Raw genomic sequence first — 16660 nt, forward strand, 5'->3', positions numbered from 1 at the left:
CGCGAGGCCCGCGCCCGGGCCGCCGAGCGCCGCGAGCGGGTACGCCGCCAGGCCGCCGCCGCGCGCGCGGTCGTCGCCGGCGCCGACGTCGCCCTCGCCCGCCTCGAGCTGTCCGTCGCCGAGGCCGCGGTCCGCCGTACCCAGGTCGAGGAGTCGCGCCGGGAGCGCGAGGAGCAGCTGCTCGCCGTGCGCGCCCGGCTCCGCGACCTCGCGCGCGAGCACGACCAGCTCGTCGACAGCGTCCACCGCGACGAGATGGCCCGCGCCCAGCAGCGCATGCGCATCGAGCAGCTCGAGGACCGGGCGATCGAGGAGCTGGGCGTCGAGGCCGACGTGCTCGTCGCCGAGTACGGCCCCGACGTGCCCGTCCCGCTGCCGCCGGAGGCGACGGGCGGCGACGTGGTGGGCGACGGCGACGAGGCGGGGGACGGCGACGAGCCGGCGGCGCCGCGGACCACGCCGTACGTGCGCGACGAGCAGGCGAAGCGGCTGCTCGCCGCCGAGCGGGCGCTGGCCCAGCTCGGCAAGGTCAACCCGCTCGCGCTCGAGGAGTTCGCGGCGCTCGAGGAGCGCCACCAGTTCCTCACCGAGCAGCTGGAGGACGTGCGCCGCACGCGGCGCGACCTGCTCGACATCGTGCGCGAGGTCGACGCCCGGGTGGAGCAGGTCTTCGGCGAGGCGTGGGAGGACGTGCGGGCCGCCTTCGACCACGTCTTCGCGCGGCTGTTCCCGGGCGGGGAGGGGCGGCTGCTGCTCACCGACCCCGACGACCTGCTGACCACGGGGGTCGAGGTCGAGGCCCGCCCGCCGGGCAAGAAGGTCAAGCGACTGTCGTTGCTGTCCGGCGGGGAGCGCTCGCTCGTCGCCGTGGCCTTCCTCGTCGCCCTGTTCAAGGCGCGGCCCTCGCCGTTCTACATCCTGGACGAGGTCGAGGCGGCGCTCGACGACACCAACCTGGGGCGCCTGCTCCAGATCTACGAGGAGCTCCGCGAGAGCTCGCAGCTCCTCGTCATCACCCACCAGAAGAGGACGATGGAGGTCGGGGACGCGTTGTACGGCGTGACGATGCGAGGCGACGGGGTCTCGACGGTGATCAGTCAGCGGTTGCGGGACGGGGCTGAGGCGGTGCGGGCATGAGCGAGCGCGCACCCCGCCCCACCCGGGGCGACTTCGTCGCCTGGCGCCGGGTCACGACCCGGTGGCGCGACGACGACGCCTACGGGCACCTCAACAACGCGACGTACTACGAGCTGTTCGACACCGCGGTCAACGCCTACCTGTACGAGGCCACCGGGGTCGACGTGCGGGCGCTGCCGCGCATCGGGGTGGTGGCGGAGACGTCCTGCCGCTACTTCCGCGAGCTCGGGTTCCCCGCCCCCATCGACACCGGCCTCGTGGTGGACCGCGTCGGCACGTCGTCGGTCGTCTACCGCATCGGCCTGTTCCAGGGCCCGGACGGGGGACCGGAGGAGGAGGCGGCCGCCGAGGGCCGGTTCGTCCACGTCTACGTCGACAACACGCACGGCGCCGGCAACCGCCCGACGGCCCCGCTCCCGCCCGAGATCCGGGCCGCCGTCGAGCCGTTGCTGCGACCCTGACGGGTCCGCGGCGCGCAGGGTCGGCGACGTTGCGAGGGATGTTGGCCGGCCGTGCCACCATGAATCCCACGCGTGTCCTTCCCCGCACTCTCGGAGGCTCCTCTTGATCGTCGTCGCCCTGTCGATGCTCGTCATCCTCGCCGTCGCCGGTGCCGTCGTCGTGCTGGCCGCCAGCTCGACGCAGGCTCCCGACGCCCCCACCCACGCCTGGGTGCAGCGGGTCCGCGCCGCGGTCCCCGAGCTGCCCGTGATCCGCGAGGACGAGGACCTGCACCTGCGCCGCTGAGGCGCGACCCGGCCATCCGCCGGGGCTCCTCCCCGCCCCGCTCCTCCCGCTCCTCCCGACCCCCGGGACCCGGGCCGCGGGTGGTTGGATGGGGCCCATGGAAGAGTGGCTCTACCTGGTCATCGGCGTCGCCGTCGCCGCCGTCCTCCTGCTCGGGGGGCTGCTGGTCGGCGGGTCCCGCCGACGTTCGGCCCCGCCGGTCGAGCACCGTGACGTCCTCGCACCCGAGCGCCCGGCCCCGCCGGTCCCGCCGGCGGAGGCACCCGGCCGGGCGGACCCCGACCTCGAGGGCACGGACACCGAGGCGCCCGAGCTCCCCCAGGTCGACGAGCTCGCCGCCCCTGCGGCGCCGGTCCTCGACCGCCCCGAGGGCACGGCCTCCCGCCTCGTCCGGCTGCGCCAGCGGCTCTCGCGCTCCCAGGGCACGCTGGGTCGCGGCCTCCTCGCGATCCTGTCCCGCGACCGCCTCGACGAGGACTCGTGGGAGGACATCGAGGACACCCTGCTCACCGCCGACATCGGCGTCGCCCCCACCCAGGAGCTCGTCGACGCGCTGCGCACCCGCCTCCGGGTCGAGGGCGGCGCCCCCGACGCGCGCACCGTGCTGCGCGAGGAGCTCGTCACCCTCGTCGGCCCCGACATGGACCGCCGCCTGAACGTGACGGGCGAGGACGGCCGACCGGGCGTCGTGCTCGTGGTCGGCGTCAACGGCGCCGGCAAGACCACGACGGTCGGCAAGATCGCCCGCATCCTCGTCGCGCAGGACCGCTCGGTCGTGCTCGGCGCGGCCGACACCTTCCGCGCCGCCGCGGTCGAGCAGCTCGGCACGTGGGGCGAGCGGGTCGGCGTACCCGTCGTGCGGGGCCCGGAGGGCTCCGACCCGGCCAGCGTCGCGTTCGAGGCCGTGAAGCAGGGCGCCGAGGAGGGCGCCGACACCGTCCTGGTCGACACCGCCGGCCGCCTGCAGAACAAGGCCGGCCTGATGGACGAGCTGGGCAAGGTGAAGCGCGTCATCGAGAAGCAGGCGCCGGTCACCGAGGTGCTCCTCGTGCTCGACGCGACCACCGGCCAGAACGGCATGGTCCAGGCCCGCGTGTTCAGCGAGGTCGTCGACGTGACCGGCATCGTGCTCACCAAGCTCGACGGCTCGGCCAAGGGCGGCATCGTCGTCGCCGTGCAGCGCGAGCTCGGCGTGCCGGTCAAGCTCGTCGGCCTGGGCGAGGGCCCCGACGACCTGGCGCCCTTCGACGCCGGCGCCTTCGTCGACGCGCTCCTGGGCTGAGCCTCCCGGGGCCCGCACACCCCCCAGCGCACCAGCCACGACCCCGCCGTCATCGGGAAGTAACACGCGGCGGGGTCGTGTTGCACGCCCGAAACACGGCCGAGGACGCGGGGAAACCTCGGGGGTCGAGTGTTGCGCCACGGCCGTGGGGCCGCGGGCCGCACCGGGTACCGCGCGCCACCCCCCACGGCACGCCCGATCCTGGAGGTCCCATGGACTACGGCCTGCAAGCGTGGATGCTGGCCTCGGCGTCGCTCGTGCTGCTGATGACGCCCGCCCTCGCCCTCTTCTACGGCGGCATGAGCCGCTCGAAGTCGGTCCTCAACATGATGATGATGTCGTTCTCCGCGATGGGCATCGTGGGCATCGTCTACGTGCTGTGGGGCTGGTCGATGTCCTACGGCTCGCAGGACATCGCGATGCTGTTCGCGAACCCCTTCGAGCTGTTCGGCCTGCGCGACGTCGAGGGTGCGACGTACCTGACGGTCGGCTTCCAGCTGACCTTCGCGGTCATCACCGCCGCCCTCATCAGCGGCGCAGTGGCCGACCGCCTCAAGTTCTCGGCGTGGCTCGTCTTCGTGCCGATCTGGGTGACGCTGTCCTACTTCCCGCTGGCGCACATGGTCTGGGGCGGGGGCTTCCTCAGCGGCGCGACCGGCGGTCTGGCCGACATGATCTTCTCCGGTGACGGCGGCGCGCAGGTCGCGCCCATCGACTACGCGGGTGGCACGGTCGTCCACATCAACGCCGGCGTCGCGGGCCTCGTGCTCGCGCTGCTGCTCGGCAAGCGCCTCGGGTTCGGCCGCGAGCCCATGAAGCCGCACAACCTGACCCTGACGATGATCGGCGCCGGCCTGCTGTGGTTCGGCTGGTTCGGCTTCAACGTCGGCTCCTGGATCCCCGGCGACCTGACCGGGGACGAGGCCGGGGCGTACTGGCTCTCCGAGACCAGCCTCGTGTGGCTCAACACCACCGTCGCCACGTGCGGCGCGATGCTCGGCTGGCTCGCGGTCGAGAAGATGCGCGACGGCAAGGCGACCTCGCTGGGCGCCGCGTCCGGCGTCGTCGCGGGCCTCGTGGCCATCACGCCGGCCTGCGGCGCGCTGTCGCCGGTCGGGTCGATCGTGCTGGGCCTCGTCGCGGGCGCCGTCTGCGCCCTCGCCGTCGGCCTCAAGTACCGCCTGGGGTACGACGACTCGCTCGACGTCGTCGGCGTCCACCTGGTCGGCGGCCTCATCGGCACCGTCGGCATCGGCCTCCTCGCCACCTCGGGCGGGCTGCTGTACGGCGACGGCGTGAAGCAGCTCGTCGTGCAGGTCGCCGTGGCGGTCTTCGCCATGGTCTGGTCGGGCATCGCCACCCTCGCGGTCGGCCTGCTCGTGAAGATGGTCGTCGGCCTCCGCATCGAGGGCGACGACGAGATCGAGGGCATCGACGGCCTCGAGCACGGAGAGTCCGCCTACGATCTCGTCGGCGCCCGGAGCGGCATCGGCGGGTCCCACCACCTCGCAGAAGGAGCGTGACCATGAAGCTCGTCACCGCGGTCATCAAGCCGCACAAGTGGGAGGACGTCCGGGAGGCCCTCGAGACGTTCGGCGTCACCGGGATGACCGTCAGCGAGGTCAGCGGGTACGGCCGGCAGAAGGGCCACACCGAGGTCTACCGCGGCGCGGAGTACGACATCGCGCTCGTGCCCAAGATCCGCATCGAGATCGTCGTCGACGACGCGGACGCCGACGACATCGTCGGCATCGTGGTGAAGACCGCCCAGACCGGGCGGATCGGCGACGGCAAGGTCTGGGTCTCCGGCATCGACACCGTCGTGCGTGTGCGCACCGGCGACCGCGACGGAGCGGCGATCTGACCTCCGCTGGTCGTCCCCGGGCGGGGGAGCGGCGGTGACGGCGCGCGAGCGGGCGCGCCGCACCGCCGAGGCCGACGCCCTGTGCGCGCGGGCGTACGCCGCCTCGGGCGGCACCGACACGGGTACGGCGCTGGTCGCCGTCGGCGGCTACGGCCGCGGCGACCTCGCGCCGTACTCGGACCTCGACGTCGTGCTCCTGCACGACGACGACGTGGACGCCGGCGAGCTGGCGGGCCGGGTCTGGTACCCGCTGTGGGACGCGGGCGCGAAGATCGACCACTCCGTGCGCAGCGTGAGCGGTACGACGGAGGCCGCGGCGGCCGACCTCAAGGTCGCGCTCGGCCTGCTCGACGTGCGTCACCTCGCGGGTGACCCCGGGCTGACGCTGCGGCTGCGCTCCCTGCTCCTCGCCGCCTGGCGGCGCGGGGCCCGCGAGCGGCTCGTGGACCTGCGCGCCCTGGTGTGCGCCCGCCACGAGATGGTCGGCGAGCTGGCCCACGCCTCGGTGCCCGACGTGAAGGAGGCCGAGGGCGGCCTGCGCGACACGACGGTGCTGAAGGCGCTCGTCGCCACCTGGCTCGTCGACATCCCCCACACCGACCTCGCGCACGCCCGGCGGTCGCTGCTCGACGTGCGCGACCACGTGCACGACATCGCCGGGCGCGCCACCGACCGGATCGCCCCGGAGGCGTGGGACGGGCTCGCGCAGCGGCTCGACCTGCCCGACGCCGTCGCGGCCCAGGTGCACGTCCGCGACGTGGGGCGGCGCATCGACCACATCTCCCGCACCACGTGGCGCCGCGTCGACGCCGTCCTGGCGCAGGAGCGCGTGCCGACCCGGCCCCGCACGCCCGGCCTGCAGCGCATCGCCCCCGGGGTGGCGCTGGCCGCCGGCGAGGTCGTGCTCGACCGGGGCGCCCGCCCGGCGCAGGACCCCGTCCTCGTGCTGCGGGCCGCCGCGGAGGCGGCGGAGCGCGACGTGCTCCTCGCCCCGGCGACCGCGGCACGCCTGGCCCGGGAGTCGGCCCCGCTGCCCGAGCCCTGGCCCGCCGAGGCCCGGCAGCTGCTGGTGCGCCTCCTGGCGTCCGGGCCGGGCCTGCTGGACACCTGGTCCACCCTCGAGGAGACCGGCGTCGTCGCCCGGCTGCTGCCCGAGTGGTCGCGCATCCGGAGCCTGCCGCACGCCTCGGTCGTGCACCGCTTCACCGTCGACCGGCACGTGGTGGAGACCTGCATCGAGGCCAGCGCCCTCATCCGCACCGTCGCGCGACCCGACGTGCTGATGGTGGCGGCGCTGCTGCACGACATCGGGAAGGGCGGTCTGACCGAGCACAGCGTGGCGGGGGAGTCGATCGCGCGGGCCGTCGCCGAGCGGGTCGGGTTCGCCCCCGACGAGGTCGACCTCGTCGGCGACCTCGTCCGCTGGCACCTGCTGCTCTCGGAGACCGCGACGACGCGCGACCCCGACGACCCGGCCACCGTCGCTCTGGTCGCCGAGCACGTCCGCACCCCCGAGGCGCTCTCGCTGCTCGGGGCGCTGACGGAGGCCGACTGCCGCGCCACCTCGCCGAAGGCGTGGTCGACGTGGCGCGCGGGGCTCGTGCGGCAGCTGTCGCGCCGTACCCTCGCCGCCCTGCTCGCCGGGGCGACGGGCGCGGCCGCGCCCCGGGGACCGGACCAGGAGTGGGCCGTGCCCGTCGAGGTGCGCTCCGACGGCCGGGCGGTGGCGGTCGAGGTCGAGCGCACCGGGGACGGCGCGCGCATCACCGCGGTGGCCGCGGACCGCAACGGCGTGCTCGCCGACGTGGCGGCGGCGCTGGCCGTGCAGCGCGTGCCGGTGCGCGCCGCGCGGGCGTGGTCGCAGGACCGGTTCGCCGTGTCGGTGTGGGAGACGGCCGACGAGGTGGACGTCGCCGTGCTGCGCCAGCAGGTCGCGGCCATCGCCGAGGGACGGCTCGACCCCCGGGAGCGCATCGCGCGCCAGGTGACGTCGCGGCGCGAACCGTCGGTCGTCGTGCGGCCCGAGGCGTCGACCACCGCCACCGTGATCGAGGTGCGGATGGACGACCGCCCGGGCGTCGTCGCACTGGTGTGCCGCACGCTGGCCGACCTGGACGTGTCGGTGCGCTCCGCCCACATCTCGACGCTCGGCCCGCAGGCCGTGGACGTCTTCTACGTGCAGGAGGACGCCGCGGGCGCGCTGTCGGACGAGCGGGCCGCCGAGGCGGCGCACGCCCTGCGCGACGTGCTCGCCGCGACGGTACGGCGCGCCTGACCTCCCGGCGCCTGCCGTGGCTGCGTCGCACGGGGCAGGGGCCGGTTACCCTGGGACGTCGTACCCCCTGCGGTCGCGCGCGCCGCGCGGCCCTCTCCCGAGACGAGCCCGAGGACCAGGTTGTTCGCCACACTCTCCGACCGGTTGTCGGCCACCTTCAAGAACCTGCGCGGCAAGGGCAGGCTCTCCGAGGCCGACATCGACGCCACCGCACGCGAGATCCGCATCGCGCTGCTCGAGGCCGACGTCGCGCTCCCCGTGGTCAAGGAGTTCGTGGGCGCGGTCAAGGAGCGTGCCCGCGGCTCCGAGGTGTCGCAGGCGCTCAACCCGGCGCAGCAGATCGTCAAGATCGTCAACGAGGAGCTGCAGACCATCCTGGGCGGGGAGACCCGTCGGCTGCGCTACGCCAAGAACGGCCCGACCGTCATCATGCTCGCCGGCCTCCAGGGCGCCGGCAAGACGACGCTGGCGGCCAAGCTCGCGCTGTGGCTCAAGCAGCAGGACAAGTCGCCCCTGCTGGTCGCGTGCGACCTGCAGCGCCCCAACGCGGTCCGCCAGCTGCAGGTCAACGGCGAGCGGGTCGGCGTACCCGTGTTCGCGCCGGAGCCGGGCAACGGCGTCGGTGACCCGGTCCAGGTCGCGCGCGCCTCCATCGACGAGGCCAAGCGCCGCCTGCACGACGTCGTCATCGTCGACACCGCCGGTCGTCTCGGCGTCGACGCCGAGCTCATGCAGCAGGCCGCCGACATCCGCGACGCGGTGCGTCCCGACGAGGTGCTCTTCGTCGTCGACGCGATGATCGGCCAGGACGCGGTCACGACCGCCCAGGCGTTCCTCGACGGGGTCGGGTACGACGGGGTCGTCCTCACCAAGCTCGACGGCGACGCCCGCGGCGGCGCGGCGCTCTCGATCGCCTCGATCACCGGCAAGCCGGTCATGTTCGCCTCCAACGGCGAGAAGATGACCGACTTCGACCTCTTCCACCCCGACCGGATGGCCTCGCGCATCCTCGACATGGGTGACGTCCTCACCCTCATCGAGCAGGCCGAGAAGACCTTCGACGCCGACCAGGCGATGAAGGCCGCGCAGAAGCTGTCGGGCCAGGGCGGCGAGTTCACCCTCGACGACTTCCTCGAGCAGATGCAGCAGGTCCGCAAGCTCGGCTCGCTGTCGAAGATCATGGGGATGCTCCCCGGCATGGCGCAGTTCCGCGACCAGCTGGAGAACTTCGACGAGCGCGAGATCGACCGCATCCAGGCGATCATCCAGTCGATGACCCCGGCCGAGCGGGCCAACCCGAAGATCATCGACGGGTCGCGCCGCGCCCGCATCGCCAAGGGCTCGGGCCGCCAGGTCTCCGACGTCAACCAGCTCGTCGACCGCTTCTTCGAGGCGCGCAAGATGATGCAGCAGATGGCGCGCGGCGGCGGCATGCCGGGGATGCCGGGCATGCCCGGGATGCCGGGCGTGGGCGGCCCCAAGCGCGGCAAGGCCAAGCCCCAGCAGAAGAAGGGCAAGGGCGCGAAGCGCTCCGGCAACCCCGCGAAGGCCGCCGAGCAGGCCAAGGCGGCCAAGGAGAAGGCGGCCGCCCCGGGCAACCCGTTCGGCAACGCCGACGGTCCGGTCGACTACGAGCAGGCCGCCGCGGCGCTGGACCTGCCGGCCGACTTCTCGAAGTTCCTCAAGTGACCCGCTGAGCCGGGCCCGGTGGCGCGCGTGCGCAGGGTGCTGGTCGTCGACGGCGCCAACGTCGTCGGTGCCCGGCCCGACGGCTGGTGGAAGGACCGCGCGGGTGCCGCGCGACGCCTGCACGAGGGCCTGATGACGGCCGACGTCGACGTCGACGAGGTCGTCCTCGTGCTCGAGGGCGGCGCCAAGGCCGGGGTGCGGGCCGGGCGCGACGGGGACGTCCGCACCGTCCACGCCGCGCGCGACGGCGACGCCGAGATCGCGCGGCAGGTCGCCGACGCCGTGGCGGACGGGGCGGGATCGCGCGTCACCGTCGTCACCGCCGACCGCGCCCTCCAGGCCCGCGTCACCCACCTCGGCGCCCTCGCCGTCGGCCCGGCCTGGTTGCTCGACCGGATGTGAGGGGGGGTGAGGTTTCCCCGCCTAGGCGGGGAAACCTGCGGTCTACGAACAATGCTTGGGCCGCAATGCACAGGGTGAACTCGCAGAGACCGCGTCTGGGGCAGCGGCCGGGTCCGAAGGGGGCGTTCGCTCGGGCACCAGAGCCGGTTGTCGTCCACAGGGCGCTGCGCGGCGTCGCCTGTCCACCGAGGCGGCGGGGTGCCCGTTCGCTGCGCTCCGGCCGGGCAGCCTCGCCTCATGCCCGGACTGCACCCCGCCCTGCAGCTGATCACCCTCGACCACGGCGTCTTCTTGCGCCGTGACGCGGTAGCCGCCGGTTACGACGACAACGGCATCGCCCGCGAGCTGCGCAGCGGGAGGTGGCAACGGGTCCGGCACGGGGCGTACGTCGCGGGGTCGGTGTGGGATGCGACGGACGACCGGGAGCGTCACGTGCTCGCCGCCTGCGCCGTACGACGTGCCGCGCGGACGCGGGTCGCGTTCTCCCACACGACCAGCGTGGTCCTCCACGGCGCACCGGACTGGGGCCTGGACCTCGACGAGGTGCACTTGGCCCGCGAAGATGCAAGGAGCGGTCGAGCCGAGGCCGGCGTCCGACGTCACCGCGTCGTCGTCGAGGAGGGCGAGCTCGCTGTGACCCGGGGGCTGCCCCACACAGCGCCGGCGCGCGCTGTCCTGGAGATGTTGTCCACAGCCGGTGTCGAGGTGGCCCTCTGCATCGCAGACGACTTCCTGCACCGGAAGGTCGTGACACCCGACGAACTCACGGCCGCCGCCCAGGTTGCCCGCCACTGGCCCGGGACCCTGGCCGCGCCGGTCCTGCTCTCGCTGGCGGACCCTCGGGTCGAGACGGTCGGCGAGTCCCGGACGACGTACCTCTTCCACTGCAACGGCATCCGAGGCGCCGTGCCGCAGTACGAGGTGCGCGAGGACGGGCGCCTGTTGGGGCGGGTGGACTTCGCCTTCCCCGACGCGGGGGTCTTCGTCGAGTTCGACGGGCAGGTCAAGTACACGACGCTCCTGCAGCCGGGCGAGATGGCCGCGGACGTCATACGTCGCGAGAAGCGCCGCCAGGAACGCATCGCGGCAGCCACCGGGTGGGAGTGCATCCGCATAACGTGGGCGGACCTGGCCGACCCCACCGCCACCGCTGCGAGAATTCGTGCGGCCCTCGAACGAGGACGCCTACGGCGGGGCGTGCGGCTGGGCTCTGCGTCCTGACCCTGTGCTCTACGAGCCAGGCATCGGCCGTAGACCGCAGGTTTCCCCGCTCAGGCGGGGAAACCCCAGGTCCCCGCTAGCGTGCGGGCATGACCGTGCAGAGGTTCCGAGGTCCGGTGCTGCCCGACGGCGAGGTGCGCGACCTCTACGTCGTCGACGGCCACGTCACCCACGAACCTCAGCCGGGGGCGGAGACCGCGGCGGAGGGCTGGATCCTCCCCGGCCTCGTCGACGCGCACTGCCACATCGGCCTGGCCGACCACGGCGCGGTGGACGACGCGGAGGCCGAGGCGCAGGCGATCGCCGACCGCGACGGGGGAGCGTTGCTGATCCGTGACTGCGGCTCCGCGCTCGACACCTCCTGGATGCACGAGCGCGAGGACCTGCCGCGCCTCATCCGGGCCGGGCGCCACGTGGCCCGCACCCGGCGCTACATCCGGGGGTACGCCGCGGAGGTCGAGCCGGCGGAGCTGGCCGCCCAGGTGGCGGTCGAGGCCCGGCGCGGGGACGGGTGGGTCAAGCTCGTCGGCGACTGGATCGACCGCGAGGCGGGCGACCTCACCCCGTCCTTCCCGCCCGAGGCGTTCGCGGCGGCGATCGCGGCCGCGCACGAGAACGGCGCGAAGGTGACGGCGCACTGCTTCGGTCACGAGGTGCTGCCGGGCCTCGTCGACGCCGGCATCGACTGCATCGAGCACGGCACCGGCCTGACGCCCGACCTCGTCGAGCGGATGGCGGCGGCCGGCACGGCCCTCGTGCCGACCGTCATGCAGCTCGACAAGTTCCCCGAGCACGCCACGGCGGGCGCGGCGCGGTTCCCGGCGTACGCCTCGACCATGACCGACCTGCACGTACGGCGGCGCGACACGCTCATGGGCGCGTTCGAGGCCGGGGTCCCGATGTACGCCGGCTCCGACGGCGGCGGCGTGGCCCGCCACGGGAACGTCGTCGGCGAGGTGGTGGCGCTCGCCGCCCTCGGCCTGCCGGTCCGCGAGGCCCTCGGCGCGGCCTCGTGGCGGGCACGGGCGTGGCTGGGCTGGAACGCGACGCTCGAGGAGGGCGCGCCGGCCGACTTCCTCGTGACCCGCGCCGACCCGCTGCGCGACCTCGCGACCCTCCACCGCCCGGTGGCCGTCGTGCTGCGCGGGCGGATCGTCTCCGGCTCCTGAGCCGCACGCCGGGACAGGTTGCGGCGCGGGGACCGCTGCGGGCGTCGTCCTGGGGCTCGGTGGGCCGGTCGGCCGCACGTCTCGCTTGCGTAACGATAGAGGTCTAGACGATGCCGGGACCTGTTCGCCCTCCGGCCCGCGGGTTACGTTTCCGCGGCACGGCGCCGTCCGGGTGGTCTCGGAATCGCATGGGGCTGTGCAGATCTGACCTACACCTGGAGGATTCGTGAGACTCAGGAGAATCGCTGCTGCGACGACTGCAGTAGCTCTCGGCGCGGCCCTGGCCGCATGCGCGCCGCCGGAGGACGAGAACGAGAACGAGGGCAACAGCGACAGCGGTGCCGAGCGCATCACCGTCGGCTGGAACCAGCCGTTCTTCTCGTACAACGACGACACGTCGAACGGCAACGCGACCGCGAACGCCATCCTGGTGTACCTGACGCGCTCGACCATGAACTTCTACGACGCCGAGCAGGAGCTGCAGACCGACGAGTCCTTCGGCACCTACGAGAAGATCAGCGACGACCCGCTGACGGTGAAGTACACCGTCGCGGACGACGCGAGGTGGTCCGACGGCACGCCCGTCGACGCCGCCGACCTGCTCCTCGCGTGGGCGGCCGGCAGCGGCAAGGTCAACACCATCGAGGCCGACCAGGTCGAGACCGACGACAACAACGTCCCGGTGCTCGGCGAGGGCCAGGTCTACTTCGACAGCTCGTCCGCGGGTCTGCCGCTGACCGAGACGCCGGAGATCTCCGACGACAACAAGTCGATGACGCTCACCTACAGCGAGCCGTTCGCCGACTGGGAGCTCCAGATCGACGGCGGCGGCGTCGCGGCCCACGCGACGGTGATGAACGCGCTCGACATCACGGACCCGATGGAGGCGAAGCAGACCCTCATCGACGCCGTCATGGCCAACGACGCCACCAAGCTGGGCCCGATCTCGTCGTTCTGGAACTCGGGCTTCGACTTCAAGAGCCTCCCCGAGGACGAGTCGCTCTACCTCTCCAGCGGCGCCTACGTGCTGACGGAGATGGAGGACGGCCAGTACGCCACGCTCGAGGAGAACCCGGAGTACACGGGTGACCGCCCGGCCTCCATCCCGACCGTGACGGTCCAGTGGAACGAGGACCCCAACGCCCAGGCGCAGCAGCTCGCCAACGGCGAGATCGACCTGGTCGGCCCGCAGGCCACCACCGACATCGTCGAGGCCCTGCAGAACATCGACGGCACCGAGGTCGAGACCGGCGTCGAGGCCAGCTACGAGCACGTCGACCTCGTCGTCGACAACGGCGGCCCGTTCGACCCGGCCACGTACGGCGGCGACGCGGAGACCGCGCGCACCGTGCGCCAGGCGTTCCTGACGGCGTACCCGCGCCAGGACATCATCGACCGGCTCATCGCGCCGCTCGAGGAGGGCGCCGAGACGCGTGACTCCTTCATCGTGACGCCGGGCTCCCCGACGTACGACGAGATCGTCGGCGCCAACGGCTCGGACGAGTACGCCGAGTCCGACCCGGCCGCCGCCGCGGCGCTGCTCGAGAGCGTCGGCGTGAGCGCCCCGACCGTGCGCATCATGTTCGCGGCCGACAACGTCCGTCGCGAGAACCAGTTCGAGATCATCAAGCCCGCCCTCGAGGAGGCCGGCTTCGTGGTCGAGGACGCGCGCAACGTCGACTGGGGCTCCAAGCTCGGTGACGGCACCTACGACGCCGCCTTCTTCGCGTGGCAGTCCACCTCCACCGGTGTGACCGAGTCGCAGGCGACCTACTACACGGGCGGCCTCAACAACCTGACCGGGTACACCGACCCGGCCATGGACGCCCTGTGGGACGAGCTGTCCGTGACCACGGACGAGGACCGCCAGGTCGAGCTCCAGACGCAGATCGACCAGATGCTGTACGACAACGCGTACGGCCTGCCGCTGTTCCAGTTCCCGTCGGTGGCGGCCTGGAACTCCGAGCGCCTCGAGGGTGTCGAGCCGGCTCCGCTGAGCCCGACCATCTTCCACGGCTACTGGAACTGGTCGCTCGTCGACTGACAGCTCCGGCTGCGCAACGGAGGGCGGGGGCCGTCGGTCGACGACCGGCGGTCCCCGCCCCGCGTGCGCCCACGTCCACTCGCCTCGTCGGTGGACGTGACGGCGCGGGGCGCGGCCCCGATCCCGCGCGGCACGAGGCCCTCGGTGGTGCCCGGCCGCGCGCCCGACCCTTCTGCGAAGGTGTGACGCATGCTCATGTTCCTGGCCCGACGGCTGATGACGTCGGTCCTCGTCGTGCTGGTCTCGACGGTCGTCATGTACGTCCTGGTCGACATCGCGATCGACCCCCTCGAGGACCTGCGGACGGACACCCGTCCCGGTGCCGAGGACCGCATCGCGGCCCGCACGGCGATGCTGGACCTCGACTCTCCCGTCCTCCTGCGGTACCTGGACTGGCTCTCCGGCGCGAGCCGCTGCCTGATCGGCAGCTGCGACCTCGGCCGTGACTGGCGCACCGGTACCCCGACGACGGAGCTGCTGTCCGGCGCCGTGACCACCACGTTGCAGCTCGTCACGGTGGCGACCCTGCTCGCGATCGTGCTCGGTGTCTTCGTCGGAATCGTGAGCGCGCTGCGGCAGTACTCCGGATTCGACTACGGCCTGACGTTCGTGTCCTTCGTGCTCTACTCGCTGCCCACCTTCTGGGTGGCCGTGCTGCTCAAGCAGTTCCTGGCCATCAAGTTCAACGACTTCCTCGCCGACCCGCAGATCGCCTGGTGGTTCCACGCCCTCGTGGTGCTCGGCACGGCGACGGTGGTGATGGCCGCGGTCGGCGGATCGGCCGCGCGGCGCCTGCGCGTGTTCGGCGTCGCCGCACTGGTGAGCCTCGCGGTGATGCTCTACGTCGACCTCACCGACTTCCTCGTGACCCCGGGCCTCGGCATCGTCCTCGTCGGCGTGCTCGGCGTCGGCATGGCCTTCGGCATCACCGCCCTGTCGACCGGGCTCAGCGACCGGCGCTCGCTCTACGCCTCCCTCACGGTGGCGGCGCTCGGCGTCGCGCTGTACTACCCGGTGCTCTACCTCTGGTACTACGTCGACGCGTCCTGGCCGATCGTCCTCGGGCTGGGCCTGCTGGCCGTGCTCGTGGGCCTCGGTGTCGGCCTCGCCTGGGGCGGTCCGGACCGCTGGACCGTGGCCCGTACGGCGGCCCTCACCGCCCTGCCCGTGGCCGGCCTGCTGTTCGTCGACCGCCTCATGAGCTCGTGGGACAACTACGTCGACCACGGCCTCATCCGGGGCCGGCCGATCTCGACGGCGTCGCGGCGCACGCCCGGCTTCGACTCGGGGTTCTGGCTCAACACGCTCGACCTCTTCGGCCACCTGCTGCTGCCGACGCTGACGCTCGTGCTCATCTCGTTCGCGTCGTACTCGCGCTACTCGCGGGCCAGCACGCTCGAGGTGCTGGGCCAGGACTACATCCGCACGGCGCGGGCCAAGGGCCTGACCGAGCGCACGGTGATCATGCGCCACGCGTTCCGCAACGCGCTGATCCCGCTGGCCTCGATCGTGCCCGTCGACATCATCACGCTCGTCGGCGGCGCAGTGATCACGGAGCGGATCTTCAACTGGCGGGGCATGGGCTGGCTGTTCGCCAACTACCTCGACCAGAACGTCATCGACCCGATCATGGGCTACCTGCTCGTGATCGCGATCCTGGCGGTGGTGGCGAACTTCGTCGCCGACCTGTTCTACGCCGTGCTCGACCCGCGGATCCGGGTGGCGGCATGAGCGACGCGCGCACGACCACCCTGCTGGCCGCAGCGGAAGGAGCGACGGCATGACTGTCGAGACCCCACCCTCGGGCATCCCCGAGGAGCGCTCGGAGAACGCGATCGAGCTGAAGGACGTCGCCGGCCTCTCGCAGGGCCAGATCATCCGGCGCCGCTTCCTGCGGCACCGGGGCGCGATGGCCGGGCTCGCCGTCATCGCGCTCATCGCCCTGCTGGCGATCACGTCCATCGGTGTCGGTCCGGTCCCGGGCTGGTGGAAGCACGCCCCGAGCGACCAGAACCCCCTCGTGAACCCGCAGGGCACGCCCACGATGGGGCTGCCCACGTGGCTCGGAGGCGACGGTCTGGCGTTCGGCGACGCGCCGTTCGGCCAGGACGAGCTCGGCCGCGACATCTTCGCCCGCACGATGCAGGGCACCCAGACGTCGCTGCTCGTCATGATCGTGGTGGGCAGCGTCTCCGCGCTGCTCGGCATGGCGGTGGGAGCGCTCGCGGGCTTCTACCGCGGGGCGACCGACCAGGTCCTCATGCGCCTGACGGACCTCATCATCACGTTCCCGCTCATCGTCATCGGCGCCGTGCTCGGCAAGATGGTGGGGGCGGCGGGGCCGTTCATCCTCGCCGTCGTGCTCGGCGCGGTGAGCTGGACGACGCTGGCCCGCCTCGTGCGGGCCGAGTTCCTGTCGCTGCGCGAGCGCGAGTTCGTGGACGCCGCCCGCGTGGCGGGCGCCAGCGACTTCCGCATCATCGTGAAGCACATGATCCCGAACGCGATGGGTGTCGTCATCGTCAACACCACGCTGCTCATGGCGGCGGCGGTGATCCTCGAGGCGTCGCTGAGCTACCTGGGCTTCGGCATCCAGACGGGTACGTCGCTGGGCAAGATGATCTCGGACTACGAGCAGGCCTTCAACACGCGGCCGTGGCTCTTCTGGTGGCCCGGACTGTTCGTCATCGCGCTGGCCCTGTCGATCAACTTCGTCGGCGACGGCCTGCGCGACGCGTTCGACCCGCGCCAGAAGAAGATCCCGTCGGCCCGCAAGATGGCTCGCGCCGCGGGCCGGATGGCGCGCCAGGACGCGAAGGCCACGTCGTGA

At 72.8% G+C, this 16660-nt stretch carries 14 protein-coding genes; all 14 read left to right on the forward strand.

The window, feature by feature from the left end:
- Positions 1–1137 (forward strand): AAA family ATPase (locus tag KK617_RS12160; protein ID WP_277500297.1); only part of this gene is annotated, 1137 nt, incomplete at its 5' end.
- Positions 1134–1598 (forward strand): thioesterase family protein, encoded by a 465-nt coding sequence (locus KK617_RS12165; RefSeq protein WP_277500298.1) that lies wholly within the window; start codon positions 1134–1136, stop codon positions 1596–1598. The genes KK617_RS12160 and KK617_RS12165, both read left to right, overlap by 4 nt.
- 103 nt (positions 1599–1701) lie before the next feature.
- The gene (locus tag KK617_RS12170) at positions 1702–1884 is read left to right on the forward strand and encodes a hypothetical protein (RefSeq protein ID WP_277500299.1); all 183 of its coding nucleotides are present in this window, start codon (positions 1702–1704) and stop codon (positions 1882–1884) included.
- Positions 1885–1981: 97 nt separating this feature from the next.
- Positions 1982–3166, forward strand: coding sequence for a signal recognition particle-docking protein FtsY (ftsY, locus tag KK617_RS12175; RefSeq protein ID WP_277500300.1), 1185 nt, complete (start codon positions 1982–1984; stop codon positions 3164–3166).
- Positions 3167–3378: 212 nt separating this feature from the next.
- On the forward strand, positions 3379–4689 hold the full coding sequence (locus KK617_RS12180; protein ID WP_277500301.1) for an ammonium transporter: 1311 nt from the start codon (positions 3379–3381) through the stop codon (positions 4687–4689).
- 2 nt (positions 4690–4691) lie between these two features.
- Positions 4692–5030, forward strand: coding sequence for a P-II family nitrogen regulator (locus KK617_RS12185; protein ID WP_277500302.1), 339 nt, complete (start codon positions 4692–4694; stop codon positions 5028–5030).
- Positions 5031–5064: 34 nt separating this feature from the next.
- The gene (locus KK617_RS12190) at positions 5065–7305 is read left to right on the forward strand and encodes a [protein-PII] uridylyltransferase (RefSeq protein WP_277500303.1); all 2241 of its coding nucleotides are present in this window, start codon (positions 5065–5067) and stop codon (positions 7303–7305) included.
- Between the two features lie 120 nt (positions 7306–7425).
- On the forward strand, positions 7426–8994 hold the full coding sequence (ffh, locus tag KK617_RS12195) for a signal recognition particle protein (RefSeq protein ID WP_277500304.1): 1569 nt from the start codon (positions 7426–7428) through the stop codon (positions 8992–8994).
- A gap of 27 nt (positions 8995–9021) precedes the next feature.
- Entirely contained in the window at positions 9022–9396 is a 375-nt protein-coding gene (locus KK617_RS12200) for a hypothetical protein (protein ID WP_277500305.1), read from the forward strand.
- Between the two features lie 237 nt (positions 9397–9633).
- Positions 9634–10617, forward strand: a complete 984-nt coding sequence (locus KK617_RS12205) for a type IV toxin-antitoxin system AbiEi family antitoxin domain-containing protein (protein WP_277500307.1) — start codon at positions 9634–9636, stop codon at positions 10615–10617.
- A gap of 89 nt (positions 10618–10706) precedes the next feature.
- Positions 10707–11786 (forward strand): amidohydrolase family protein, encoded by a 1080-nt coding sequence (locus tag KK617_RS12210; protein WP_277500308.1) that lies wholly within the window; start codon positions 10707–10709, stop codon positions 11784–11786.
- Between the two features lie 226 nt (positions 11787–12012).
- Positions 12013–13830, forward strand: a complete 1818-nt coding sequence (locus KK617_RS12215; RefSeq protein ID WP_277500309.1) for an ABC transporter substrate-binding protein — start codon at positions 12013–12015, stop codon at positions 13828–13830.
- Between the two features lie 189 nt (positions 13831–14019).
- Positions 14020–15561 (forward strand): ABC transporter permease subunit, encoded by a 1542-nt coding sequence (locus KK617_RS12220; RefSeq protein WP_277500310.1) that lies wholly within the window; start codon positions 14020–14022, stop codon positions 15559–15561.
- A 49-nt stretch (positions 15562–15610) separates the two neighbouring features.
- On the forward strand, positions 15611–16660 hold the full coding sequence (locus tag KK617_RS12225; protein WP_277500311.1) for an ABC transporter permease: 1050 nt from the start codon (positions 15611–15613) through the stop codon (positions 16658–16660).

The organism is Nocardioides sp. ChNu-99 (assembly GCF_029493445.1).
Lineage (GTDB): Bacteria > Actinomycetota > Actinomycetes > Propionibacteriales > Nocardioidaceae > Nocardioides.

Excerpts from the sequence above, each read along its gene's own strand:
- ftsY (WP_277500300.1), top strand. The coding sequence starts at position 1,982 with ATGGAAGAGTGGCTCTACCTGGTCATCGGCGTCGCCGTCGCCGCCGTC.
- KK617_RS12180 (WP_277500301.1), top strand. The coding sequence starts at position 3,379 with ATGGACTACGGCCTGCAAGCGTGGATGCTGGCCTCGGCGTCGCTCGTG.
- KK617_RS12185 (WP_277500302.1), top strand. The coding sequence starts at position 4,692 with ATGAAGCTCGTCACCGCGGTCATCAAGCCGCACAAGTGGGAGGACGTC.
- KK617_RS12225 (WP_277500311.1), top strand. The coding sequence starts at position 15,611 with ATGACTGTCGAGACCCCACCCTCGGGCATCCCCGAGGAGCGCTCGGAG.
- KK617_RS12165 (WP_277500298.1), top strand. The coding sequence starts at position 1,134 with ATGAGCGAGCGCGCACCCCGCCCCACCCGGGGCGACTTCGTCGCCTGG.
- KK617_RS12205 (WP_277500307.1), top strand. The coding sequence starts at position 9,634 with ATGCCCGGACTGCACCCCGCCCTGCAGCTGATCACCCTCGACCACGGC.
- KK617_RS12220 (WP_277500310.1), top strand. The coding sequence starts at position 14,020 with ATGCTCATGTTCCTGGCCCGACGGCTGATGACGTCGGTCCTCGTCGTG.
- KK617_RS12210 (WP_277500308.1), top strand. The coding sequence starts at position 10,707 with ATGACCGTGCAGAGGTTCCGAGGTCCGGTGCTGCCCGACGGCGAGGTG.